Origin of the sequence: Microbacterium sp. I2 (genome assembly GCF_051364985.1) — a bacterium.
Classification (GTDB): Bacteria; Actinomycetota; Actinomycetes; order Actinomycetales; family Microbacteriaceae; genus Microbacterium.
Window position 1 is genome coordinate 724,751 of record NZ_JBLWIH010000001.1, and the last position, 24,757, is coordinate 749,507.

The following is a 24,757-nucleotide window of genomic DNA, read 5'->3' on the forward strand; positions in this document are numbered from 1 at the left end:
TGGCCGGCCGGCGCCCCTCCTTCCGCCGTGCCGGCCTGACGGCGGCGGCGTCGTTACAGCGGGGCGTGGGCCTCGAGGAACTCGTAGACGTCCGTGGTGTCGACACCGGGGAAGGCACCGGTGGGGAGGGTCGCCAGCAGCGTGCGGGGCGTGCGCACGTTCGGCCACGAGTTCTCACGCCACGCAGCCTCGAGGTCGGCGGGCGCGCGTCGGCAGCACACTTCGACGGAGTGCTTCGACACCCCGCGGTTCGGGGTGTCGCGCCCGAGGAACCACTTCGTGTCGTCGAACCGAACCCCGACCGACACCGAGTGCGCGCCCTCGCTCGACAGCTCGACGCGGGCCGTGCACCAGTAGGTGCCGTTTCCGGTGTCGGTGTACTGGTAGTAGGGGTTGAAGTGGTCGTCGACGTCGAACACGACGCGCGAGGTCCACCGGCGGCAGCACATCTGTCCCTCGATCGAGCCGAGCCGGTCGGTCGGGAAGTTCACGTCGTCGTTCTCGTATGCCTTCGTGATCGTTCCGGATTCATGCACCTTGAGGAAGTGAACCGGGATGCCGAGGTGCACGGTCGCGAGATTGGTGAAGCGGTGCGCGGCGGTCTCGTACGAGACCGAGTACGCGTCGCGCAGGTCCTCGATCGAGATGGCGCGATCCTTCTTCGCCTCCTGCAGGAACGGCACGGCGTGCGACTCGGGGATGAGCAGCGCACCCGTGAGGTAGTTCGTCTCCACGCGCTGGCGCAGGAACTCCGCGTACGACGTCGGCTCGCGATGCCCCAGGATACGGCTCGACAGTGCCTGCAGCACCGCCGTGCGCGGATCCCCCTTCGACGCGAGGCGGCTGGAGAGGTAGAGCCTGCCGTTCTTGATGTCGGCGACTGACCGGGTGGTCTGCGGCAGATCGGGCACATAGTGCAAGGTGAACCCCAGATGCGCGGCGATATCGGATGCCGTGCGCTGAGTCAGCGGCCCACCGGGGTGGTCGACGGCCTCGAGCAGGGCGCGGGCCTGGTCCTCGAGTTCGGCGAAGTAGTTGTTCTGGGTACGCATGAGCCGGCGCAGGGCGACGTTCGCGCGCCGGGCCTCCTCGGGTGTGGCCGCCCGCTCGTCGCGCAGCCGCTCGATCTCGCCCTGCAGCGCGAGCATCGCCTTCAGTGCCTCGGTCGGCATCGTCTTGCCGATGCGGAACGGCGGGATGCCGAGCGCCTGGAAGGTCTGGCCGCGCATCGCGCGCTCGAGCGAGATCTCGAGCGTCGCGCGCTCGTCGAGCGGTTCGGACTCCAGCAGCGCGTCGATCGGTGTTCCGAGTGCGCGCGCGATGGCCTGCAGCAGCGTGAGCTTGGGCTCGCGCCGACCGTTCTCGATCATGGACAGCTGGCTCGGAGCGCGGTCGACGGCTGCGGCGAGCTCTTCGAGCCGCATGCCGCGATCGCTGCGCAGCTGCCGGATGCGCCGGCCGATCGTGAGGGCGTCCACACCCTCATCGTCGGGGAGTTCTGCCGCGGGCCGACCGGTGAACGTCGTCGTCATGGCCCGATTCTGTCACGAAAGCAGAACTTTCATGAAACTTCACACCACAATCTGTCGCGTTCGGTCGGAATCTTCACCGGATAGTGGGAACACGATGAACCGCCCATTGATCCAGACGCGGATCAAGGGACGCCTCCCCCCGGTGCACACGCCGGGACACGGCATCCCCCGACACTCGAGCACTGGTCAAAGGAAGACAGAGAAATGACACCCGCAACCGCCAGCCCGATGCGTACACGCACCGGTCCGATCCTGACGCAGGCCCACGAACCGTCGATCGAGGTCTCGGGGCGCCTCGGCCCCCGCTACGACGAGATCCTCACCCCCGAGGCGCTCGCGTTTCTCACCGAGCTGCACCACCGCTTCGGCGCCCGCCGCCACGACCGGCTCGCCGACCGCATGCGCCGCCGGTTCGAGATCGGCAACGGCCACGATCCGCAGTTCCGCGACGACACCCGTCACATCCGCGAGGACGACGAGTGGAAGGTCGCCGGAGCCGGCCCGGGTCTCGAGGACCGCCGCGTCGAGATCACCGGTCCGACCGACCCGAAGATGACGATCAACGCGCTGAACTCGGGCGCCAAGGTCTGGCTGGCCGATCAGGAGGACGCGACCAGCCCGACCTGGAGGAACGTCATCGAGGGCCAGCTGAGCCTGCGTGACGCGATCCGCGGCGAGCTCTCGTTCACGAGCCCCGAGGGGAAGCGCTACGAGGTCACGGCGACCGAGACGCCGACGATCGTGATGCGGCCGCGCGGGTGGCACCTGCCCGAGCAGCACATCGGCTTCACCGACCGAGCCGGCCGCACGATGGCCGCGTCGGGGTCGCTCGTGGACTTCGGCCTGTACTTCTTCCACAACGCTCGGCAGCTGATCGCGAACGGACGCGGACCCTACTTCTACATCGCCAAGCTCGAGTCCAGCGAAGAGGCGAAGCTGTGGGACGACGTGTTCACCTTCAGCGAGCGTTACATCGGCATTCCGCATGGCACCATCCGCGCCACCGTCCTGATCGAGACACTTCCCGCCGCCTTCGAGATGGAGGAGATCCTGTTCGAGCTGCGGGATCACTGCGCGGGCCTGAACGCCGGACGCTGGGACTACATCTTCTCCATCATCAAGAACTACCGCGGCCGGGGCGCGCGTTTCGTGCTGCCCGACCGCAGCGAGGTGACGATGACGGTGCCGTTCATGCGCGCCTACACCGAGCTGCTCGTGAAGACGTGCCACAAGCGCGGGGCTTTCGCGATCGGCGGGATGAGCGCCTTCATCCCGAACCGCCGCGACCCCGAGGTGACGCAGCGGGCCTTCGAGAAGGTCGCCGCCGACAAGAAGCGGGAAGCCGGCGACGGGTTCGACGGCACGTGGGTGGCACACCCCGACCTCATCCCCGTGGCGCGTGCCGAGTTCGACGCGGTGCTCGGCGAGCGCCCGAACCAGCTCGACCGCCAGCGCCCCGAGGTCGAGGTGGGGGCAGCCGACCTCATCGACGTGCACATCGGCCGCCCGATCACGGCAGCCGGCGTCCACGGCAACGTGTCGGTCGGCATCCGATACGTCGAGGCGTGGTTGCGGGGCCTGGGAGCCGTCGCCATCGACAACCTCATGGAGGATGCCGCCACCGCCGAGATCTCGCGGTCGCAGGTGTGGCAGTGGATCCACCAGGACCGCACCACCGAGGACGGAACGCCGATCACCCGCGAGTACGTCGAAGGACTGATCGCGCAGGTGCTGAGTGAGGTGGATCGCCGGGACGGGGACCGCTTCGACGACGCCGCCGCGGTGTTCCGCGACGTGGCGCTGGGGAACGACTTCCCGGCGTTCCTGACGCTCTCGGCGTACTCGCGCCACCTGACCGAGACCCCGTGACCAGCTCCAAGGAAGATGACATGACTGCGTACCAAGACGACATCGAAGCCATCCGTGCCCTCCGGGAACACCGCGGCTCCGGCTGGGCCGGCATCAATCCCGAGTCCGCGGCCCGCATGCGCGCGCAGAACCGGTTCCGGACGGGACTGGAGATCGCCCAGTACACGGCCGACATCATGCGCCGCGACATGGCGGAGTACGACGCGGACGCGTCGGTCTACACCCAGTCGCTCGGAGTCTGGCACGGCTTCATCGGGCAGCAGAAGCTGATCTCGATCAAGAAGCACCTCAAGAGCACCGACAAGCGCTACCTCTACCTGTCGGGGTGGATGGTCGCCGCGCTCCGCTCGGAGTTCGGGCCTCTGCCCGACCAGTCCATGCACGAGAAGACGTCGGTGCCCGCTCTCATCGCGGAGCTGTACACGTTCCTCCGCCAGGCCGACGCCCGCGAGCTCGACCTGCTGTTCACGCAGCTCGATCAGGCCCGCGCGGCCGGCGACGAGACCGCGGTCGAGTTCGTCCAGTCCCAGATCGACAACTACGAGACCCACGTGGTGCCGATCATCGCCGACATCGATGCGGGCTTCGGAAATCCCGAGGCCACGTATCTTCTCGCCAAGAAGATGATCGAGGCCGGGGCGTGCGCCATCCAGATCGAGAACCAGGTCTCGGACGAGAAGCAGTGCGGCCACCAGGACGGCAAGGTCACCGTCCCTCACGAGGACTTCCTCGCGAAGATCAACGCGGTGCGGTACGCGTTCCTCGAGCTCGGCATCGACAACGGCATCATCGTCGCCCGGACCGACTCGCTCGGGGCCGGACTCACCCAGAAGCTCGCCGTCTCGAACGAGCCCGGCGACCTCGGCGACCAGTACAACGCGTTCCTGGACGTCGAGGAGATCTCCGAGTCGGAGCTGAAGGACGGCGACGTGGTGATCCGCCGCGAGGGCAAGCTGCTGCGCCCGCGGCGTCTGGCCAGCAACCTGTACCAGTTCCGTCCCGGCACCGGCGAGGATCGGGTGGTGCTCGACTGCATCACGTCGCTGCAGAACGGCGCCGATCTGCTGTGGATCGAGACCGAGAAGCCGCATGTCGAGCAGATCGCCGGCATGGTCGATCGCATCCGCGAGGTCATCCCGAACGCGAAGCTCGTCTACAACAACAGCCCGTCGTTCAATTGGACCCTCAACTTCCGTCAGCAGGCGTACGACCTGCTCGTGGAGCAGGGCGAGGACGTCTCGGCGTACGACCGGAGCGATCTGATGAGCATCGAGTACGACGACACCGAGCTGGCCCGGCTGGCCGACGAGAAGATCCGCACGTTCCAGCGCGACGGTTCGGCGCGGGCGGGCATCTTCCACCACCTCATCACGCTGCCGACTTACCACACGGCGGCCCTGTCGACCGATGACCTCGCGAAGGGCTACTTCGGCGACGAGGGCATGCTGGCGTACGTCAAGGGCGTCCAGCGCCGCGAGATCCGCGGCGGCATCGCGACGGTCAAGCACCAGAACATGGCCGGCAGCGACCTCGGCGACAACCACAAGGAGTACTTCGCCGGAGACGCGGCCCTCAAGGCCGGCGGCAAGCACAACACGATGAACCAGTTCGGCTGAGACCGAGAGAACGGATGCCTCGGGCCCGCGCTTCGTCGCAGGCGCGAGGCATCCGTCCGTCACGGCAGCAGGCCGCGCTCCATCGCGAGGGTGACGGCGCGCGTGCGGTCGGCGACGCCGAGCTTCTCGAACACCTTCAGCAGGTGCGTCTTGACCGTGGACTCGCCGATACCGAGGGCCGTGGCCACCTGCTTGTTCGAATGGCCGGTGGCGACGAGGCGCAGCACGTCGGTCTCGCGGGCAGTGAGGACGACGGATGCCTCAGGCCGCCGCATCCGCTCCACGAGACGCACCGCGACCTGCGGTGACAGCGCGGACTGTCCGGCGGCGACCGACCGGATGCCGGCGACGATCTCGGCCTGCGGTGCGGCCTTGAGGAGGTATCCCGAGGCGCCGGCCTCGATGGCCGCGAGGATCTGGTCGTCCGTCTCGTAGGTGGTGAGGATCAGCACGCGCGGCGGCGGGTCACCGGCTTCGCCGCCGGCGATGCGGGCCGTCGCGGCGACCCCGTCGACGACGGGCATCCGGAGGTCCATCAGCACGACGTCGGGGCGGGTCGCCGCCGCGAGTCGCACGGCTTCATCGCCGTCGGATGCCTCGGCCACCACCTCGAAGCCCGGTTCGTCCGACAGCATCCCGGCAAGACCGGCTCGCACGACGGGATGATCGTCAGCGATGAGCAGCCGGATCATGCGGCACCTCCCGGGAGCAGCGGCTCGATACGATCGATCGCCGTCGTGGCGGGAAGCCGCACCTCGAGCGTGGTCCCCGCCCCCGGCGTCGATACGACCGCGAACTCACCGCCGGCGAGCGACACCCGTTCGCGCATCCCGTCGAGCCCGAAGCCGCGGCCCGGCTGCGCGAGGTCGAATCCGCGGCCGTCGTCGGTCACCGAGAGCTCGGCGGCGCCTTCGGCCGCGACGGCCACGCGAACGCCCACGCGACGGGCGCCGGCGTGCTTCATGGCGTTCGACAGCGCCTCCTGCAGGCATCGCAGCAGCACGACCTGCGCCTCCCGGTCGAGATCGCCGACGAGGCCGGTCGCATCGAGGTCGATCCGGGTCGCCCCGTGCGCGCGGAAGCGATCGACGAGCCGCTCGATCGCCGCCCCGAAGGCCGGTTCGCTCGGCACCGAGGCAGTCCGCGCCACGAGTGCACGCGCCTCGGCGAGCGCATCGCGCGCGACCTGCTCGACCGTCGCGATCGTCGTGGCAGCGGCATCCGTCTGCCCTTCCCGGGACTGCCGGCCCGCGCGCTCCGCGAAGATCACCAGGCCCGCCAGCGTCTGCGCCAGAGTGTCATGGATGTCGCGGGCCAGGCGCTCGCGCTCGGCCGCCGCGCCCCGCTCGCGACTGAGCGCCTCGACCTGGTGCTGGGCAGCGGTGAGGTCGGCGAGCAGCCGCTCGCGTTCCTCGCCCCATTCGGCGATCGAGGCGATCCACAGGCCGATCGCGATCGCGAAGACGAGCGAGAACACACCCGTCGCCCCACCGGCGAGCGCGGAGTCGGCATCGGCGCCGTGCCCCAGCCACGTGCCCGTGAACACGCATGCGGCGATCACGGCGGAACCCGCGATCCCGCGCCGGCGGGTGTCGCCGACCACCCACACCAACGGGTAGGCGAGGGTCTGCAGCATCGCCATGAACGGCACGGCCGCGGCCCCGACGCCGACCGCGACGGCCGAGACCGCGAGGAAGACGGGAAAGCGCCACGCGGCGACGGGCCCGATGCCGACGCCGTCGCCCCCGCCGAAGCCGCTGCCCGCCGCGAGATCGACCAGAGCCACATGCCCGATCGCCGGCCGGCCAGCCACGGCGTAGCCGACCACGAACAACGCGACGGCCGCAACGGCGACCACCATGCGCGTCATGTCGTCCGAGCGGAACGGAAGCAGCAGCCCTGCCAGGATGACCAGCGAGCCGAGCGCGACGACCGCGTCCCATCGGCGCCTGCTGAGCATGTCTCCTCCTTCGCGCCGTCCCCGCCAGGGTATGCGGCCCGGCGCCGGGCGAGCTACGCCGAGCGCCGGATCCAGCGGAACGTGAGCCGCGAGAGCAGGAGCCCGACCACGAGCCAGATGCCCAGCGCGATCGCTACGCCGGCGAGGTCCCACTCGCCGTTCTGCTCCAGCACAGCGAACTCGTCGGGCAGGAACACGGCACGCATCCCCTGCGCCATCCACTTGAGCGGAAAGAGCCCTGCGACATTCTGCAGCCATTCCGGCAGCTGCGAGAACGTGAGATAGACGCCCGAGATGAACTGCAGAGCGAGGGCGATGGGCACGACGACCGCGGTCGCGCTCTTGGCCGAACGCGGCACCGACGACAGAGCGACCCCCAGCAGAGCCGAGGTCGTGATTCCCAGGACGAACACCCACGCGAACGTCGTCCATGCGGCAGGGTCGGTCGGCAACGGTACTGCCAGCACCGTGGCGGCGAAGACCAGCAGGACCGCAGCCTGCAGGGTGCCGGTGACGGCGACTTGCCCGATCTTGCCCAGGAAGTAACTGACGGGAGACAGTGGCGTGCCGCCGAGCCGCTTGAGCACGCCCTCGGACCGGTCCACGGCGATGTCCATCGCCAGGTTCTGGAAGCCCGAGAGCAGCATGCCGGCAGCGACCATCCCCGGCAGGAACACCTGAGCCATCAGGACGGCGGGCACATCGGGGGCGATCTGCACCTCACCGTCCGCCCCGAAGGCGACGCTGAACAGGCCGAGCATGAAGATCGGGAAGAGGAACGTGAAGAACAGTGTGTCGCCCGAGCGGAAGTACTGCAGCAGCTCGAAGCGGGCTCGCCACGCTCCGACCGCGACGGCGTTGCGTCGGCGCGGGTTCGGTGCCGCGGTTCGTGTTTCGCTTCCGCCCAGTACGCGCGGGTCGGTGATGCTCATCGTGCTGCTCCTTCGGTGACGACGCCGGCCTCGGGCCGGCTGACCAGGTCGAGGTAGACGTCCTCGAGGCTCGGGCGCACGATCTCGAGATCGGCGGGTGCGCCGCCCAGGCGCGTCGCGAGGGCCGTGGCGAACGCGAACGGATCCGTCGCACGCTCGTGCCGCGGCATCCCGTCCTCGGTCCACCTCACAACCGGCACGCGCGCGGCCTCGCCTCCGAACCCCTCGATCGGGCCGATCGCACGCAGCCGCCCGGCCGCGATGACGGCGACGCGGTCGGCGAGCTGCGCGGCCTCGTCGAGGTAGTGCGTCGTGAGAAGGATGGTCGTGCCCTCGGCCTTGAGGCGCCGGATGAGGTCCCAGAACTCCCGTCGCGCCTGCGGATCGAACCCGGTGGTGGGCTCGTCGAGGAACAGCAGCCCGGGGCGGCCGATGATGCCCAACGCGACGTCGACCCTCCGCTGCTGCCCGCCCGAGAGCTTCGAGACCCGCGTCTTCGCTTGCGAGTCGAGCCCGACCGAGGCGATCACCTCGTCGACGTCGCGCGGGTTCGGGTAGAACCCCGCGAACTGGCGCAGCTGCTCGCGCACCGTCACCGGCCCGGCCTCGCCTGTGGACTGCAGCACGATGCCGATCCGCGCCTTGTGGTCGAGTCCCGCGATCGCGGGATCCACCCCCAGCACCTCGACGTCTCCGCCGGTACGGCGGCGGTATCCCTCGAGGATCTCCACGGTCGTGGACTTGCCCGCACCGTTGGGGCCGAGGAGCGCGAACGTCTCACCGCGCTCGATGTCGAAGCTCACTCCGTCCACGACCGCCCGGTCGCCGTACATCTTGCGCAGGTTCTGCACCCGCACCGCCTGTGTCTGCATGCCTCCAGCCTCGGCGTGCCGGGCGTCGGCGCCCAGCCGTCGTCCGCACGAGGCGGCATCCCCCATTCGGTGGATGCCGGGGTCGACCGATCCGTTCGCACACCGCGACCACGCGCCCCGGATCGGCATGCCCGCGCCGCCCCGCGCCCGGACTACGCTCGAAGGCGTGACCGAACGCGCACCGCTCTCCCGTAAGTTGTCCGCCATCGCGGAGTCGGCGACCCTCAAGGTCGACGCCAAGGCCAAGGCGCTGCAGGCCGCCGGCCGCCCCGTCATCTCTTATGCGGCCGGCGAGCCCGACTTCGCGACGCCGTCGTTCATCGTGGATGCCGCCGCCGAGGCGCTGCGCGATCCCGCCAACTTCCGCTACACGCCGGCCGCCGGGCTCCCGGTGCTGCGTGAGGCGATCGCAGCCAAGACGCTCCGCGACTCGGGGCTCGAGATCGACCCGTCGCAGGTCATCGTCACCAACGGCGGCAAGCAGGCCGTCTACCAGGCGTTCCAGGCCGTGGTGAACCCGGGCGACGAGGTGCTGCTGCCGGCGCCGTACTGGACGACCTATCCCGAGGCGATCGCATTGGCCGACGGCATCCCCGTCGAGGTGTTCGCCGGTGCCGACCAGGACTACAAGGTGACCGTCGAGCAGCTCGAGGCGGCGCGCACCGACAAGACGACCGCTCTTGTGTTCGTGTCGCCCTCCAACCCGACCGGCTCGGTGTACACCGCGCAAGAGACGCGCGCGATCGGCGAGTGGGCCGTCGAGCACGGCATCTGGATCATCTCCGACGAGATCTACCAGAACCTCGTCTACGAAGGCGCGCGCGCCGTCTCGATCGTGGAGGCGGTCCCGGATGCCGCAGCCCAGACGATCCTCGTCAACGGCGTCGCCAAGACCTACGCCATGACCGGCTGGCGGCTGGGCTGGATGGCGGGGCCGAAGGACGCGATCAAGATCGCCGGCAACCTGCAGTCGCACCTGTGCTCGAACGTCAACAACATCGCGCAGCGTGCGGCGCTGGCCGCACTCACCGGTCCGCAGGACGAGGCCGAGCAGATGCGGCTCGCCTTCGATCGGCGGCGTCGCATCATCGTGGAGGAGCTGTCCAAGATCGACGGTGTCACGGTGCCGACGCCACTGGGCGCGTTCTACGCGTATCCCGATGTGCAGGGCCTCCTCGGCCGGGAGTGGGCCGGGGTCACGCCGACGACGTCGCTCGAGCTCGCCGACCTGATCCTCGAGAAGGCGGAGGTCGCCGTCGTGCCCGGTGAGGCCTTCGGTCCGTCCGGCTACCTGCGCCTGTCGTACGCCCTGGGCGACGACGCCCTCCTGGAAGGCGTGCAGCGCCTGCAGCGCCTCTTCTCCTGACCGCCGGTCAGCGGTACACGGCCTTGATCTTCACGTAGTTGGTGAGGGCTTCGGGGCCGTGTTCCCTTCCGAGCCCGGAGGCCCGGTATCCGCCGAACGGCGAGCCGATGTCGGGCCGGTACCCGTTGATGCCGATCGTTCCGGTCTCGATCTTCCGCGCGATGCCCAGTGCCCTCTCATCGTCACCGCTGAACACGGCACCGCCGAGGCCGTAGATCGTGTCGTTGGCCAGATCGATGGCTTCCTGGTCGGAGCCGTAACCCGAGACGGTCACGACCGGGCCGAAGACCTCCTCCTGCGCGAGCGGGTCACGTGGATCCACGCCAGTGATGACCGTCGGCTCGAAGAAGTAGCCGTCCAGGTCGGGCACGTCGCGTCCGCCGGTGACGATCCGGGCGCCGGCGGCCGCTCCCGCGTCGACCATAGAGCGCACGCGCGAGCGGATGCGCTCGGAGACCAGCGGTCCCTGCTGCGTGACCTCCTGGAGCGGGTCGCCCAGCACGAGTCCGCGTGCCACTTCGGCAAGGCCCTCGGTGAACTCGTCCAGTCGCGCGTGCGGCACGAGCACGCGTGAGAGGAGGAAGCAGGTCTGTCCGCTGTTCATGAACGACAGGCTCTGCAATTGAGTGAGGGTATGCGCGACATCGGCGTCGTCGAGCACGATCGCCGCCGATTTGCCGCCCAGCTCGAGCGTCACCGGTATGAGCCGTGCACCGCAGCGCGCGGCGATCGCCCGGCCCGCCGCCGTCGACCCGGTGAAGGCGATCTTGTCGACGCCGGGATGATCCACGAGGGCACGCCCGGTGTCGCGGCCGCCGGTCACGATGTTGATCACACCCGGCGGCATGCCGATGGCGTCGGCCGCGTCGGCCAGTGCCCGCGCGTCCAGTGGCGTTTCGCCCGCCGGTTTCACGACCACCGTGCAGCCGACTGCCAGGGCAGGGGCGAGCTTGGCCGAGAGCAGCGACTGCGGATAGTTCCACGGCACGATGAGCCCGCACACGCCCACGGGCTCGCGGCGCACGACCGTGCTGCCGGGGAACGAGACGTTCGCGCGGATCTCCTCCGCTTCGTGCTCCCGGACGAGACCGGCGTAGTACCGCAGGTGCGCCGCGGGCACGATGCCGCTCAGCACGCGGGACATCCCGATCGGCTGACCGTTCTGCGCGGTCACGAGTGCGGCGGTCTCGGCACCTCGTCGCTCGAGCTCGTCGGCGAGCCTCTCCAGCCACGTCGCACGCTCGGCTGGACTGAACCGCGGCCACGGCCCGTGGTCGAAAGCGGAGCGTGCGGCGCTCACCGCGGCGTCGACGTCAGCCGCCGACCCGTCCGGGACGCTGCCGACGAGACTGAGGTCGTAAGGGTTCCGCACGTCGATCCGATCCGCGGCGGTGGACGGTATCCACTCGCCGCCGACGTAGACAGAGTCCGCACTCACGACCGCGGCGATCGATGAGCTCATGGCATTCTCCTCATCCGACGACCGGCCCGCACCGGCCCTCAACTCTCGTCGACGTAGGTGAGGGCATTCTTGTACTCCCCCACCGGGATGACGCCGATCGGCACGGGCTCGATCGCGATCCGCACCCGCAGCAGCTGACGCACGGCTTCTTCGGCGGCGGCCAGCGTCTCGGCCGCGCGTGACGGGCCGGTGCCTTCGCGCAGCTCGACCTGGAGAGGGAGCGGCGTGTCGAAGCGCACCTGATCCGCTCGCTCCTTGCGGATGCGCATGGCTCCAGAGAGGTGCTCGGACGCGACATCCAGCACGACGTCCCGGATCGCCGTCGGGTACACGTTCATCGCCTTGAAGATGAGCATGTCGTCGGTGCGGCCGACGCAGCGCACCGTGGGCGAGGTCCGTCCGCACGCGCATTCCACCGCGGTGACCGCGAGCTGGTCGCGGGAGCGGAACCTCACGACCGCGGATGCCTCCCGCGAGAGCGTCGTGTACACGGCCTCTCCGGTCGCACCGGGCTCCCACGGCACGTGGGCGAGCGTCTCGGGATCCACGAGCTCCACCAAGACGTCCGGCGCCGCGGTGAAGTGCATCCCCTGTCCGACATGGCACTCCGCCCACATGGCGGGCAGCACATCGCCCAGCCCCATCAGCTCGCTCACCCGCGTCGCGCCCCACGCGTCGAGCATGCCCTGACGGATGTGGGGGACGCCGGCACCGGGCTCGCCGCCCGCGATGATCGTGCGCACCGACAGCTCGGTCGCAGGTCGTCCGAGCTCGTCCTCACAGCGCCGGGCGAAGTGGGTCACGAACGAGGCCGTGCCGACGAGGACGTTCAACTGCAGCCGCTCGAGCGACAGGGTCATGCGAGAGCTGGTCTGGCCGCCGATCCAGGCGAGCGCCCCGCCCGCGGCGCGGATACCGTCGGCGTACGGCATCCCGCCCGCGACGATCGCCATGCCCGTCGTGTGCGCCACGCGCGCGCCGGCGGCGACGCCCGCGGTCCGGTAGGCGTTCGCGATGCGCGACGTCCAGCGTTCCAGATCGCTCGGTGTCAGTCCGAAGAACACCGGCGTCCCGGTCGTACCCGACGAGCTCGTGAACTGGATCAGCTCTTGGGTCTCGACCAGCTGGAAGTCGCCGAGCGGCCGTCCGGGACGCTGCTCGGCCTGGGCCGCACGAAGGTCCTCCTTCGTGGTCATCCGCACGTCGGAGAGGTCGGTCAGCGCGCTGATGGACGCCGGCGCGTCGCGCAGGCGCGCGCGCCAGACGTCGTGAGTCCGCAGGCGGTCCAGCAGATCCGTGAACGCACCCAGCTGCGCATGCTGGAGCCGGTCCCACGGCATGGTCTCGACCGCCGGGTCGAACAGCACCTCTGCGGGCGCGACGGTGGGGATCGTCATCGGTGGGGAACCTCCTGGAGCAAGCGAGCGAGCCTGGGATGAGGGCCGCGCATCCCCACTATCGGCGGCTCCGAAACGCAGCGGGGCACGACTTCCGCACTACGGAACAGTCGTTCAGATCGGGTCGACGATCCGGGGCAGGACGATCAATCGGATGCCGGGGGCACGAGCGAGGCCGTCACCTGCGAGGCGGCGGCGCGCACCAGCTCCAGGTAGTCCTCGAGATGGTGGTCCTTCAGGTTGAGCACGATGCCGACGGCGGCGACGACCCGCTCCTGATGGTCGAAGACCGGTGCGGCGACGGCGCCGGTGTTCTCGGTGACCTGACGCGCCGTCGTGACGACCTGCTGCTCCCGGATGCCCGGAAAGGTGCGGCGCAGCTCGTCAGGGTCGGTCGTGGTGAACCGCGTGCGCACCTCGAGAGGTCTCGCCAGGAAGCTCTCCTGCACCGCCTCGTCGGCGTAGGCGAGCAGCACGCGTCCGGTCGCGGTCAGGTGCAGCGGCATCCGTCCCCCGATGCGGTTCGTGCTCACCCCGCCGTGCGCGCTGCGCAGCGACTCGACGTAGACGGTGTCGAAGCCGTCGCGGATCGACAGGTGCACGACCAGCACCCGCAGCATCCGGTGCAGCCGCAGCAGCGCGGGCAGTGCTCGTTCGCGCAGTCGCAGCGCGTCGCCCGACGCTGCGGCGAGCTCGAGCACCTTCGTCCCCAGCTGGTAGCCGCCGCTGTCGGCCATCTCGACGGCGCCCCAGTCGAGCAGCTCGTGCATCAGCCGATGGGTGGTGGTGGTGCTCAGACCCGAGTGCCGGCTGATCTCCGCCATGCGCAGCGGCGACGGCTGAGTACGGAAGACCTCGAGGACGGCGAGCATCCGCCCCGCTGCTGTGAGCCGGCTTTCGCGGGACTCATCGTCCGGAGACATCACCGTCATCCGCAGTCCCCTCCCTGCGATCCGACGCCCCGCCACGTCGCCGGAATCGTCCTGGGAGCGACGATAACCCCGGGCGAGCGGGCTGGACAAAGACTTCCGCGGTGCGGAATGGGCGCCGGGGGTCGTGGTCGCCGTCGATAGCGTGGCCGCGACCCGCGCGCCCCGCGCGGCACGGATCCAGGAGCGCTCATGCCGATCGTCGCCATCGTCGAGTTCCACATCGCCCGAGACCGGGTCGAGCAGGCTCGTGCGCTGTTCGGGCCGATGCTCGATCAGACGCGCGCCTTCCCGGGCGCCGAGCGCATCGACTGGCTCGTCGACCGGGGCGATCCACAGGCGTGGACGCTGTACGAGGAATGGCGCAGCGCCGAGGACGAGCAGGCCTACCGGGACTGGCGGGCGGCGGACGGTGCAGTGCCCGAACTCGCCGAAGTACTCGACGCTCGACCGGGGCTGCGCCGGTTCGAACCGGCGGTGTGAGAGGCCGTCTCTGCGAGAGCCTTTTAAATGGCACTGGATGCCAGTAATATCTCAGCCACGCCGCGACGACGCGGTGTCGCCGCTTCAGAGAGGAAGTCACGATGGACCGCACGACCACATCCCCCGCCCCCGAGGCCGCCGAGATCGAGTCCGAGTCGCTGGTCGAAGAAGTCTCGATCGACGGCATGTGCGGCGTCTACTGAGCCGCCGATGTCCGATCTCACGCTCCACAGCACGCTGCGCGTGCACCCTCGCGTGTCGATCCGGCCCGAGCCGTTCGGCGCGCTGCTGTATCACTTCGGCACGCGCCAGCTGTCGTTCCTGAAGTCGCCGCAGCTGCTCGCCGTCGTCGAGAACATGGACGACGCGACCGTCGGCGAGGCCCTCGCGTCGGCCGGCGTCCGCGACGCCGAGATCCCCGCCTACCTGCGCGCGCTCGACACACTGCGCGCATCCGAGATGCTCGTGGAGCGTGCCGCATGACCCTGATCGCCCCTGCGCCCGCTGCACCGGCGGCCCTCGCTACCGCGCCACCCGCCCGGCCGAAGCGCCTCGTCGACCACTTCGAGAGCGGGCTGAACTCGCCGATCTGCCTGACGTGGGAGCTGACCTACGCGTGCAACCTGTCGTGCATCCACTGCCTGTCGGCGTCGGGCCGTCGCGACCCCCGCGAGCTCACCACCGACGAGTGCAAGGCCGTCATCGACGAGCTGCAGCGCATGAAGGTCTTCTACGTCAACATCGGCGGCGGCGAGCCGACGGTCCGCTCTGACTTCTGGGAGATCGTCGACTACGCCACCAGCCACGACGTCGGGGTCAAGTTCTCGACCAACGGCGTACGCATCACCGAGGAGATCGCCGCCAAGCTCGCGCTGAACGACTACGTCGACATCCAGATCTCGCTCGACGGCGCCACCGCCGAGGTCAACGACGCGATCCGCGGACCCGGGTCGTTCGACCTGGCGATGCGGGCGCTCGAACGTCTTTCGTCGGCCGGGATGACACGGCTGAAGCTGTCGGTGGTGTGCACACGCACCAACATCCCGCAGCTGGACGAGTTCAAGGCCATCGCAGACCGGTTCGGCGCGCAGCTGCGACTGACGCGCCTGCGCCCGGCCGGACGCGGCGCCGACGTGTGGAACGAGCTGCATCCGACGCAGGAGCAGCAGCGGGAGCTGTACGACTGGCTGCTGCGCCACGGGGAGAACGTCCTCACCGGCGACTCGTTCTTCCACCTGTCGGCGCTCGGCGAGACGCTGCCGGGCCTGAACCTCTGCGGCGCAGGCCGGGTGGTGTGCCTCATCGACCCGATCGGCGACGTCTACGCGTGCCCTTTCGCGATCCACGAGGAGTTCCTCGCCGGATCGATCCGCGAGGGCGGCTTCGGCGAGGTGTGGCGGGAGTCCGAGCTGTTCGCCCGGCTGCGCTCACCGCAGTCCGGCGGCGCATGCTCGAGCTGCCAGTTCTTCGACACGTGCAAGGGCGGCTGCATGGCGGCCAAGTTCTTCACCGGCCTCCCGCTGGACGGTCCCGACCCCGAATGCGTGCGCGGCTTCGGCGAGGACGCGCTGGCGATCGCGGAACGAGAGCGGCCGAAGCCGAGCGTCGACCGTTCGCATCGCACCTCGCCGCCGCGACCTCGCGACACCGGCGTTCGATCGACCGGTTCACGCGCCGTGCCGCTCACGCTCGAGCGCAGGCGTCCCGTCGCGCCGCCGGTGTCGGCGTGCAACGCGAGTCCGGTCGCCGGGTTCGCGGCGCGACTCGAGGAGGCGTGATGGCCAGGAACGCGTGGTTCGAGACGGTGGCCGAGGCGCAGCGGCGCGCGAAGAAGCGCCTGCCGGCGTCGGTCTACGGCGCACTGCTCGCGGGCTCCGAGAAGGGCGTCACGTACGCCGACAACATGGCGGCCTTCAGCGAGCTCGGAATGTCGCCGCACGTCGCCGATCTGCCCGCCCAGCGTGATCTGTCGACGAGCGTGCTCGGCACCGACCTCTCGTTCCCGGTGATCATCAGCCCGACAGGCGTGCAGGCGGTGCACCCTGACGGCGAGGTCGCCGTGGCTCGTGCCGCCGCCGCCCGTGGCATCGCCATGTCGCTCAGCTCGTTCGCGAGCAAGCCCGTGGAGGAGGTCGCCGCAGCCGGTGCGCCGCTGCACTACCAGGTGTACTGGCAGGGCGGCCGCGAGACGATCGCGCGCCGGCTCGAGCGCGCCCGGGCGGCCGGTGCGCGAGCGATCATCGTGACACTGGACTGGTCGTTCTCGAACGGGCGCGACTGGGGCAGCCCTCGCATCCCCGAGCGGATCACGCTGAAGACGATGGTGGAGTACATCCCCGCCGCGATCACACGGCCCGGCTGGGCCTATCGCTTCGTTCGCCAGGGCATTCCCGATTTGTCCGCACCGAACCTGGTCGTCGGCGACGAACCGGCGCCGACGTTCTTCGGTGCATACGGCGAGTGGATGAGCACTCCCCCGCCGACGTGGGAGGACCTCGCGTGGCTGCGTGCGCAGTGGGACGGCCCGATGATGCTCAAGGGCATCACCCGGCTGGACGATGCGCGCCGCGCGGTCGAGGTCGGCATGAGCGCGATCTCGGTCTCGAACCACGGCGGGAACAACCTCGACTCCACCCCGGCTTCCATCCGCCTGCTCCCCGACATCGTCGACGCCGTCGGCTCGGACGTCGAGGTGCTGCTGGACGGCGGCATCCGTCGCGGCGGTGACGTCGCCAAGGCGCTCGCGCTCGGCGCGAAGGCCGTGCTGATCGGCCGGGCCTACCTGTGGGGGCTCGCCGCGAACGGGCAGGCGGGCGTCGAGAACGTGCTCGACATCCTCCGATCCGGCCTCGACTCGGCGGTCTACGGCCTCGGCCGCTCGAGCGTGCACGAGCTTCGGCGCTCCGACCTCTGGATCCCGCCGGACTTCCGGCGCCGCCTCGGCGACGACGCCGATCCGGCGGAGGCCTCCGAGGCGGTGCTGACCGCCGGCGCGACACGCTGACATCGCACGACGAGAGGGGATGCCGCGGCATCCCCTCTCTCTTCGGTCTCAGCGGGTCGTGACCGGCGTGGCCACGGTGTCGGTCTGCGGCGTCGAGCGGATCGAGGCCCGCAGCGCGTCCTCAGACGCGACGATGCCCTCTACCGCGACGGGTGCCTCCAGCGGAAAGTGGCACGCCGCGAAATGACCGGGGTCGTGCTCGGTGAGGGCGGGAGTCTCGGCCGCGCACAGCTCCTGCGCGCGGGGGCAGCGCGTGCGGAACCGGCAGCCGCTCGGCGGCGCCAGCGGCGACGGCGGCTCACCCGTGAGCGGGACCGGTCGTCGAGCGATGCCCGTCTCGGGATCGAGGCCCGGGATCGAGTCGAGCAGCGCTTTGGTGTACGGATGCCGGGGCGCTCGGTACACCGACTCGGCCGGTCCGATCTCGGCGAGCTGGCCGAGGTGCATCACGGCCACCTGGTCGCTGATCTGACGAACCGTGGCGAGATCATGGGCGATGAACAGGTACGACAGCCCCAGCTCGGATCGAAGCTTCTCGAAGAGGTTGAGCACCTGCGCCTGGATCAGCACGTCCAGCGACGAGATCGCCTCGTCGCAGATGATCAACGCGGGGTTGAGCGCGATGGCCCGGGCGATCGCGACGCGCTGCGCCTGCCCGCCCGAGAGCTCGAGCGGTCGCCGTCGCAGGTAGACGTCGGGCTCGAGGCCGACAAGATCCAGCAGCTCGCGTACGCGGGCGCGCCGTGCGTGCCGCGACATCGACGTGTGCCCGAGCAGCGGCTCGGCCACCACATCCTCGACGCGCCAGCGCGGATTGAGCGACCCGAACGGATCCTGGTACACCATCTGGATCTGCGCGTGTGCGCGGCGCAGGTCGCGCTTGCCGATGCCGACGATGTTGCGGCCCTGGAAGTACACCTCGCCCGACTTCGGCTTCTCGACCTGGATGATCGCGCGGGCGAGCGTGGACTTGCCGGACCCGGTCTCACCGACGATCCCGAGCGTCTGACCGACGCCGAGTTCGAACGAGATGTCCGACACGGCGTGCACGACGCCGGCCTTGACGCCGCCCGGTCCCCTGCTGACGTACTCCTGGACGAGGTGGCGCACCGACAGCAGCGCGTCGCCGTGCTGCGCCACCGCGATCGCGGTCTCGGGGGTCGCGGTCTGCGCGGCGCTCATGCCTGCTCCCTCTTGGTCGGGACGCGGTCCTCGCTGGGGATGACTCCGGCGGTGAGCAGAGTCGGCGGCGGCGTCACATGGCCCTCGGTGTGCAGCTGCTCGGCATCGTCCAGCTCGCTGTCCTCGGGGGGCACGCCGCCGGCGGGAGTCTCCAGCTCGTCGCCCGGCATCACCGGGTGCCAGCACGCGTAGCGGTGACCGGGTTCGTGCTCGTCCAACGGCGGCCGTTCGGCGCACCGCGCCGTCGCGCGCGGGCAGCGTGGCGCGAACGCACAGCCCGGAGGCAGCGCCGACAAGTCGGGCGGGTGTCCGCCGATCACCGTGAGCATCGAGTGCGGGGGCGTCGTCAGCTGCGGGATCGCCCCGAGCAGCGCCTTGGTGTACGGCATCCGCACGTTGCGGAACAGCGTGTCGGTCGCGGCGTACTCCACCGCCCGACCGCCGTACATCACGAGCACCTCGTCGGCATAGCTCGCCGCCAGACCCAGGTCGTGGCTGATCATGATCACTGCCGTGCCCAGCCGATCCTGAAGGTCCACCAGCAGCTCCATGATCTGCGCCTGCGTGGTGACATCCAAGGCGGTGGTCGCCTCGTCGGCGATCAGCACCTTCGGGTTCGACGCCAGCGCGATCGCGATCATGACCCGCTGCCGCATGCCGCCCGACAGCTGGTGCGGGTACTCGTGGAACCGCCGCTCGGCGGCGGGAAGCCGCACCAGCTTGAGCAGTTCGACGGCGCGCGCTGCCGCCGACTTGCGGTCGATCGTGCTCTTCGTGCGGATCGCCTCGGTGATCTGGGCCCCGACGCTCATCGTCGGGTTGAGCGAGCGCGCCGGGTCCTGGAAGACCATGGCGATCTCGTCGCCGCGGATCCGCCGCATCTCCTTCTCGCTCATCCCCACCAGCTCGGTGCCCGCCAGCCGCGCCGAGCCGGCGACGAAGGCGCTCGGCGGCAGCAGTCCCATCAGGGCGCGCACGCTCACCGACTTGCCCGAGCCGGACTCGCCGATGATCGCGAGCATGCGGCCCGCGTGCAGCCGGTACGACAGCCCGTTGACGGCGTGGATGCGGCGTCCTGCGCGTGAGAACGTCACCCGCAGGTCGTCGACCTCGAGCACGACCCGCCGGTCGTCCGCGCCCGTCGTGGTGTCGGCATCCGTTCGCTCTGCCAGCTTCATCGTCCGCTCATCTCGTCTCGGACGTTCTCTCCGAGGAGGTTGAACGCCAGCACGGTCACCAGCAGCGCGAGGCTCGGCCACAGCACCAGCAGCGGCGTGGCCGAGAGCGACTGCTGGCCCTCGTAGATCATGTTTCCCCAGCTCGGGCTGGGCGCCGGGATGCCCATCCCGAGGAAGCTCAGCGCACCCTCGGTGACGATCACGATGCCCATGCCGAGCAGCGCGAAGTTGAGCATCTGCGGAGTGATATTGGGCGCGATGTGGCGCAGCAGCACGCGCCACCAGGGGCTGCCGCTGAGGCTCGCCGCCTGTACGAACGGCATGTTCACCACGCGCAGCGTCGCGGAGCGCGCGATGCGGGCGACAGCAGGGATGCTGAACGCCAGGAGCGCCAGCACCGTATTGGGAAGGCTCGGTCCGAGCACCTGCGCGATCGCGATCGTCAGCACGAGGGAGGGGAACGCGATGAGCACGTCGAGCCCGCGCATGATCCACGTGTCGGCCCGACCGCCGAGGTATCCCGAGAGCGCGCCGACGAGACCGCCGATCAGCAGCCCGATGACGTTCGTCGCGATCGCAACCGTGAGCGAGGCCTGCCCGCCGTAGATCAGCCTCGAGAGCACGTCGTTGCCGTTGATGTCGGTCCCGAGCGGATGACCGGGCGAACCCGGCGGGAGGCTGCTCTCGAGGACGCTTCCTCCGACGGGTGCGGGCAGCGGCAGCACGTACGGGCCGACGAAGCACGTCAGCAGCAGCAGCACGACGAATCCCGCCGGCAGCCACACCACGAGCCGGCGGCGCCACCGCGCCCAGACGATGCTCCGGTCGACGACGTCGATCGGGGTGAGAGCGGCGGCGGTGGTCGCCGCGTCAGCGACTGCCATAGCGGATCCTCGGGTCGAGTACGGCGTACATCACGTCGACGAACAGGTTGGCGAACACGGCGACCGCCGCGAAGATGAAGACGCAGGCCTGCACGACGGCGATGTCCTGCGAGCCGACGCCCTGCAGCATCATGACGCCCAGGCCCGGCATCGAGAAGATCTGCTCGACGATCACCGTGCCGCCGATGAGGCCGCCGACGTTGAGCCCGACGAGCGTCAGCAGTCCGAACGACGAGTTGCGGAAGGCGTGCGACCACAGCACCTTCCAGGGGCCGACGCCCTTGGCGCGCGCCGTCTCGACGTAGTCGGCGGAGTTCATCTGCTCCACGAGGTCGCCGCGCAGGAAGCGCGCATAGAAGCACGCGATCGGAAGACCCAGCGCCAGCACCGGGAGGGTGACCGAGCGCAGATTGCCGAGGAGGTCCTCCTGGATCGGGACGTATCCGATCGCCGGGAGCACCCGCAGGCTGACGGCGAACACCAGCACGAGCAGCAGCGCCATGACGTAGTTGGGGACCGCGAGGAGCGTCATCGAGATCACCATCACGATGCGGTCGAAGATCCCGCCTGGCCGGCGAGCCGCCATGAGGGCGACCGGCACCGAGATCGCCAGCGAGAGAATGAACGCGAACGCCACCAGCTCGACCGTGACGGGCATCCGCTCGTCGAGCATCGAGGCCACGGTCTGCCCGCTCACCGTCGAGCGGCCCAGGTTGCCGGTGACGAAGCCGCCGAGCCACGTGAGGTACCGCTCGACAGGAGGACGGTCCAGCCCCAGCTGCTTGCGGACCGCCTCGACCTCGGCTTCGGTGGCATCCATCCCCGCCATGTTCCGCGCGGGATCGCCCGGCATCGCCTCCATGAGGGCGAACGTGAGCACGCTGACCGCGAGCAGCAGCGGGATGGCGATGAGGACGCGCCGCACCACCAGCCTGACCAGCGGCGAGCCGGCCACCCGGCCGAGAAGCCCGCGGGGCTTCTCGGCGCGGATGGACGTCGTCTCGACGGTGGCTGTCATTGGCCGCCCTCGACCCACACCCGGTCGTACAGCACGCCGCTGTTGACCGCGAGCGCGGGGATCGGGGTGGTCAGACCGGGGCCGTGCACGCCCTTGCGAACGACCTGCGCGGGCGAGAACGCCATGCCGAACGGTGCGTAGGCCTCGTCGGAGATGTACTTCGCGACGGCGTCGTACGCCTCCTTGCGCTCCGCCTCGTCGGTGGTCGCGACCGCCGCCTGGAGCAGATCGTCGAGCTCGGTGGTGAGACCCTGCGCGAGGGCATCCGTCGCCGTCGCCGCCCCTTCGGGCAGCGGCGTGCCGCTGAACGGCGAGGTAGATCCGAAGCGCACCGCGACGCCGATGCCGACCGACGGATCCCACGCGCCCGCAGTCTGCAGCAACGCCTGCCAGTCACCTGCGATGAAGCGCGTGATCACGTCGCCGAGCGGCTCGGCGCTGATCTCGACGTCGATGCCCGCCTCCTGCCACTGCGTCTGCAGCGCGGTGGTGACCGAGCGCGCCGTCACGATGTCGGTCGTGCCCAGCTGCACCGTGAGCCCGCCCATCTCGTCGACGAGCTCCTTCGCCTTCTCGGGGTCGTACTCCCGGTACCCCTCGACGTCGGGGTTGTAGAAGAGACCACCCGATGCCGTGAAGGACTGGCTCATGTCGCCCTCGTCCTGGAACAGGCCCTTGTTGATGGCGGCGAAGTCCGTCGCGTAGTAGATCGCCTCGCGCGCCCGCTTGTCGTCGAACGGAGCGGTGCGGGTGTTGAGCTGGATGACGTAGGGCGACGTGGGCGGCGAGAGCAGCACGTTCACGTCGGGGTTGCCCTGCGCCTGCTGGATGAGCGTGACCGCGCTGAGGCCCTCGACAACGTCGCCCTGTCCGGCCAGGAGCGTCTGGTAGGCGACCTGGTCGCCCGCCACGGACTGGAAGGTCAGCGCATCGAGGTACGGGAGTCCGTCCTTGAAGTACTCCGGGTTCTTCGTCAGCTCGAGCCGTTCGCTGAGCTTGTTGCTCTCGATGATGAAGGGACCCGCCGCGACCGGAGTCTGCTTGAAGGCCTCGCCGCCCAGCTCCGCGTAGGCGGTCGGCGATGCGATGAGGTTGAAGCTGGACGTGGGGAATCCGTTGACGAGCGAGCCGTTGACGGTCGCCAGCTGCAGCTCGACGGTGAGGTCGTCGACCGCTCGGATCGCACCCAGCTGCTGCTGGACCGCGGCCTGATCGACATCCGCGGGAAGCGCTGCCCACAGGCTCGCCATGAAGTCCTCGCTCAGCTGCGGCGCGGCGAGGGTCAGATCGAGATCGATCCGGGGTGCGCCGGTGCTGCCCGAGTTGAGGGCGCGGATCCAGTTCCACACCACCGCCTCGGCGTTCAGCGGCGTCCCGTCCGTGAAGGTGATGCCGTCGCGCAGCGTGACCGTCAGCGTCAGCTCGTCGTCGCTCCACGCGTAGCTCTCGGCCTGGTTCGGCTCGATGCGGGCGTTGCTGCCGTCCTCATCCGCCTCGAGCGTGAACAGCCCGCCGAAGATGGCCGAGTTCTGCGGCAAGTTCGCGCCGGTGGTGTTGCTGGTGGCCGGGTCGAGGCCCGTGGCCCACCCACCCGCGAAGCCGGCGTCCACCAGAACCGTGAGGTCTCCCCCGGCCTGCGGCTCGCCGCCTCCGTCGACCGACCCGCTGTCGGGATCGGCTCCGCCCGCGCCGCATGCAGTCGCCCACACGCTCATGCTCGCGACGACCGCGAGCACCCCGATCAGCCGCGCTGCTGACCGTGCGCCTTTCGCACTTCTCTTCATGTGATGCTCCCTGATCGTGGACCGGTGTGCGGCTCGGCGAGTGGGTCTGCCATGACCGCTGTGCCCTCGGGCGACCGGACTTGGTGGGAGTCTTCCCGACGGGATGGGCCCGATCCATGCGACTTCCACCCGACGAAAGAGACCCCGGAGCCGGCGGTGTGCACGGCCGTACGACGCCGCGCGGCGGGCACGCCGAAGCGCCCCGACGCGCGTGGTGCCGGGGCGCTGCGGTGGGTCAGCGGGCACCCGTGTGAGCGGCTCCTGCCGCGACCGGCGCGGTGCCGAGGTCGTCTCTCCCGAGCCAGCGCATGACGTTGCGGTGACTGATGTCTGCCCACTCGTCATCGGGCAGCTGCATGTCGCGCAGCGTCTTGGCACCCGGCTCCTCGCGCAGCATCGCGGGGAAGTCCGAGCCGACCAGCAGCCGGTCGGCCCCGAGCAGATCGATCAGGTACCGGATGGTGCGCCGGTCGAACACCATGGCGTCGTAGTAGAACCGCCGGGCGTATTCCAGCGGCGACGGCCCGTCGTCGGGCATGACCGCCCGCTCCCGGTTCGGGGGCTCCTCATTCCACGACCCGCCCCAGAAATAGTTGGCGCGGGGCAGCATCATCGCCAGGCCTCCGGCGGCGTGACTGAACGAGATGCGCAGGTCGGGGCACGCCGCGGCGGTGCCGCCGAGGATGAGGGATGCCGCGGCGAACATGCCCTCGATCCCCACGACATAGGTTCCCATCGCCGACATCGGCAGCCGGTCCATCGGCGACGGCATCGCGTGCACGAACACCGGGAAGTCCAGGCGCTGCGCCTCCTGGAAGAACGGCAGGAACTTCTCGTCCCCGATCGAGCTGCCGAGGATGTTCGAGGCGATCTCGACGCCCGCGAGACCCTGCTCCTTCATGGCCGCCAGCTCCGCGGTTGCGGCATCCGGATCCTGCATCGGGACCATGCCGAGCGCCACGATCCGCTCGGGTGCGTGGCCGCTCAGTTCGGCCGCGAAGTCGTTGACGTGACGCGCGAGGGCGAGACCGTCGGCGGCGGGCAGGTCGTAGCGCAGCAGCGGCGGCATGGGACTGACGACCTCGGCGTCGATGTCGGAGGCGTCCATCGCCTCGACGCGGCGCTCCGCCTCGAAGAAGACCTCCTTCGCGGGGAACCTCGTCTTGCCGAAGACCAGCAGGCGGTCGGTCGAGTCCTCGATGGGCTCCATGTGAGGGAAGCAGGACGGGGCGTCTGCCGGATAGTCCTTGGGCAGCAGGTGCGCGTGGGCGTCGACGATCACGATGTGC

22 protein-coding genes are annotated in these 24,757 nt (G+C 69.7%); 8 read left to right on the forward strand and 14 right to left on the reverse strand.

Annotation, left to right across the window (positions count from 1 at the left end):
• Positions 1-53 precede the first annotated feature (53 nt).
• Entirely contained in the window at positions 54-1,532 is a 1,479-nt protein-coding gene (locus tag ACLKM7_RS03415) for a helix-turn-helix domain-containing protein (RefSeq protein ID WP_436445700.1), read from the reverse strand.
• Between the two features lie 228 nt (positions 1,533-1,760).
• Between ACLKM7_RS03415 and aceB the strand changes: the two genes are divergently transcribed.
• Together aceB and ACLKM7_RS03425 are read left to right on the forward strand one after the other, a co-directional pair.
• On the forward strand, positions 1,761-3,401 hold the full coding sequence (gene aceB, locus ACLKM7_RS03420) for a malate synthase A (RefSeq protein WP_436445782.1): 1,641 nt from the start codon (positions 1,761-1,763) through the stop codon (positions 3,399-3,401).
• A 20-nt stretch (positions 3,402-3,421) separates the two neighbouring features.
• The gene (locus ACLKM7_RS03425) at positions 3,422-5,017 is read left to right on the forward strand and encodes an isocitrate lyase (RefSeq protein WP_436445701.1); all 1,596 of its coding nucleotides are present in this window, start codon (positions 3,422-3,424) and stop codon (positions 5,015-5,017) included.
• A gap of 59 nt (positions 5,018-5,076) precedes the next feature.
• Here ACLKM7_RS03425 and ACLKM7_RS03430 read toward each other — a convergent pair whose 3' ends face one another.
• Genes ACLKM7_RS03430 through ACLKM7_RS03445 form a run of 4 tightly spaced genes read right to left on the reverse strand, consistent with a single transcriptional unit; the run spans position 5,077 to position 8,781 of the window.
• Positions 5,077-5,709, reverse strand: coding sequence for a response regulator transcription factor (locus ACLKM7_RS03430; protein ID WP_436445702.1), 633 nt, complete (start codon positions 5,707-5,709; stop codon positions 5,077-5,079).
• The gene (locus tag ACLKM7_RS03435) at positions 5,706-6,977 is read right to left on the reverse strand and encodes a sensor histidine kinase (RefSeq protein ID WP_436445703.1); all 1,272 of its coding nucleotides are present in this window, start codon (positions 6,975-6,977) and stop codon (positions 5,706-5,708) included. The genes ACLKM7_RS03430 and ACLKM7_RS03435 overlap by 4 nt, the downstream gene beginning before the upstream one ends.
• 53 nt (positions 6,978-7,030) lie before the next feature.
• Positions 7,031-7,909 carry an ABC transporter permease gene (locus ACLKM7_RS03440; RefSeq protein WP_436445704.1) on the reverse strand — a complete coding sequence of 293 codons (879 nt, stop codon included), beginning with the start codon at positions 7,907-7,909 and terminating at the stop codon, positions 7,031-7,033.
• Positions 7,906-8,781 carry an ABC transporter ATP-binding protein gene (locus tag ACLKM7_RS03445; RefSeq protein WP_436445705.1) on the reverse strand — a complete coding sequence of 292 codons (876 nt, stop codon included), beginning with the start codon at positions 8,779-8,781 and terminating at the stop codon, positions 7,906-7,908. The genes ACLKM7_RS03440 and ACLKM7_RS03445 overlap by 4 nt, the downstream gene beginning before the upstream one ends.
• Before the next feature lie 166 nt (positions 8,782-8,947).
• On the opposite strand from ACLKM7_RS03445, the gene ACLKM7_RS03450 reads away from it, so the two are divergent.
• Positions 8,948-10,147 carry a pyridoxal phosphate-dependent aminotransferase gene (locus ACLKM7_RS03450; RefSeq protein ID WP_436445706.1) on the forward strand — a complete coding sequence of 400 codons (1,200 nt, stop codon included), beginning with the start codon at positions 8,948-8,950 and terminating at the stop codon, positions 10,145-10,147.
• Between the two features lie 7 nt (positions 10,148-10,154).
• Here the strand turns inward: ACLKM7_RS03450 and ACLKM7_RS03455 are convergent, their stop codons facing one another.
• The 3 genes from ACLKM7_RS03455 to ACLKM7_RS03465 all read right to left on the reverse strand — a co-directional run bounded on the left by ACLKM7_RS03455 (position 10,155) and on the right by ACLKM7_RS03465 (position 13,938).
• Positions 10,155-11,609 carry an aldehyde dehydrogenase gene (locus tag ACLKM7_RS03455; protein ID WP_436445707.1) on the reverse strand — a complete coding sequence of 485 codons (1,455 nt, stop codon included), beginning with the start codon at positions 11,607-11,609 and terminating at the stop codon, positions 10,155-10,157.
• Positions 11,610-11,647: 38 nt separating this feature from the next.
• The gene (locus ACLKM7_RS03460) at positions 11,648-13,006 is read right to left on the reverse strand and encodes a phenylacetate--CoA ligase family protein (protein WP_436445709.1); all 1,359 of its coding nucleotides are present in this window, start codon (positions 13,004-13,006) and stop codon (positions 11,648-11,650) included.
• A gap of 146 nt (positions 13,007-13,152) precedes the next feature.
• Positions 13,153-13,938, reverse strand: coding sequence for an IclR family transcriptional regulator (locus tag ACLKM7_RS03465; protein ID WP_436445710.1), 786 nt, complete (start codon positions 13,936-13,938; stop codon positions 13,153-13,155).
• Positions 13,939-14,127: 189 nt separating this feature from the next.
• Here ACLKM7_RS03465 and ACLKM7_RS03470 point away from each other — a divergent pair, with 189 nt between their 5' ends.
• From ACLKM7_RS03470 to mftD, 5 genes are all read left to right on the forward strand, one after another.
• On the forward strand, positions 14,128-14,418 hold the full coding sequence (locus ACLKM7_RS03470) for a putative quinol monooxygenase (RefSeq protein WP_436445712.1): 291 nt from the start codon (positions 14,128-14,130) through the stop codon (positions 14,416-14,418).
• 101 nt (positions 14,419-14,519) lie between these two features.
• Positions 14,520-14,621 carry a mycofactocin precursor MftA gene (mftA, locus tag ACLKM7_RS03475; protein WP_436445713.1) on the forward strand — a complete coding sequence of 34 codons (102 nt, stop codon included), beginning with the start codon at positions 14,520-14,522 and terminating at the stop codon, positions 14,619-14,621.
• 7 nt (positions 14,622-14,628) lie between these two features.
• Entirely contained in the window at positions 14,629-14,901 is a 273-nt protein-coding gene (gene mftB, locus ACLKM7_RS03480; protein ID WP_436445714.1) for a mycofactocin biosynthesis chaperone MftB, read from the forward strand.
• On the forward strand, positions 14,898-16,196 hold the full coding sequence (mftC, locus tag ACLKM7_RS03485; RefSeq protein WP_436445715.1) for a mycofactocin radical SAM maturase: 1,299 nt from the start codon (positions 14,898-14,900) through the stop codon (positions 16,194-16,196). Before mftB ends, mftC begins: the two co-directional genes overlap by 4 nt.
• Positions 16,196-17,422 carry a pre-mycofactocin synthase MftD gene (mftD, locus tag ACLKM7_RS03490; RefSeq protein WP_436445716.1) on the forward strand — a complete coding sequence of 409 codons (1,227 nt, stop codon included), beginning with the start codon at positions 16,196-16,198 and terminating at the stop codon, positions 17,420-17,422. Before mftC ends, mftD begins: the two co-directional genes overlap by 1 nt.
• A 48-nt stretch (positions 17,423-17,470) precedes the next feature.
• On the opposite strand, the gene ACLKM7_RS03495 is transcribed toward mftD, so the two are convergent.
• The 6 genes from ACLKM7_RS03495 to ACLKM7_RS03520 all read right to left on the reverse strand — a co-directional run bounded on the left by ACLKM7_RS03495 (position 17,471) and on the right by ACLKM7_RS03520 (position 24,750).
• On the reverse strand, positions 17,471-18,604 hold the full coding sequence (locus ACLKM7_RS03495) for an ABC transporter ATP-binding protein (protein WP_436445718.1): 1,134 nt from the start codon (positions 18,602-18,604) through the stop codon (positions 17,471-17,473).
• Positions 18,601-19,782: an ABC transporter ATP-binding protein gene (locus ACLKM7_RS03500; RefSeq protein ID WP_436445720.1), complete on the reverse strand. Its 1,182-nt coding sequence runs from the start codon at positions 19,780-19,782 to the stop codon at positions 18,601-18,603. The genes ACLKM7_RS03495 and ACLKM7_RS03500 overlap by 4 nt, the downstream gene beginning before the upstream one ends.
• Complete coding sequence (locus tag ACLKM7_RS03505; protein WP_168911428.1) at positions 19,779-20,666, reverse strand: ABC transporter permease; 888 nt, start codon at positions 20,664-20,666, stop codon at positions 19,779-19,781. The genes ACLKM7_RS03500 and ACLKM7_RS03505 overlap by 4 nt, the downstream gene beginning before the upstream one ends.
• Positions 20,653-21,684, reverse strand: coding sequence for an ABC transporter permease (locus ACLKM7_RS03510; protein WP_436445721.1), 1,032 nt, complete (start codon positions 21,682-21,684; stop codon positions 20,653-20,655). Before ACLKM7_RS03510 ends, ACLKM7_RS03505 begins: the two co-directional genes overlap by 14 nt.
• On the reverse strand, positions 21,681-23,468 hold the full coding sequence (locus ACLKM7_RS03515; RefSeq protein WP_436445722.1) for an ABC transporter substrate-binding protein: 1,788 nt from the start codon (positions 23,466-23,468) through the stop codon (positions 21,681-21,683). The genes ACLKM7_RS03510 and ACLKM7_RS03515 overlap by 4 nt, the downstream gene beginning before the upstream one ends.
• 235 nt (positions 23,469-23,703) lie before the next feature.
• Complete coding sequence (locus ACLKM7_RS03520) at positions 23,704-24,750, reverse strand: amidohydrolase family protein (RefSeq protein WP_436445724.1); 1,047 nt, start codon at positions 24,748-24,750, stop codon at positions 23,704-23,706.
• Positions 24,751-24,757: the final 7 nt, after the last annotated feature.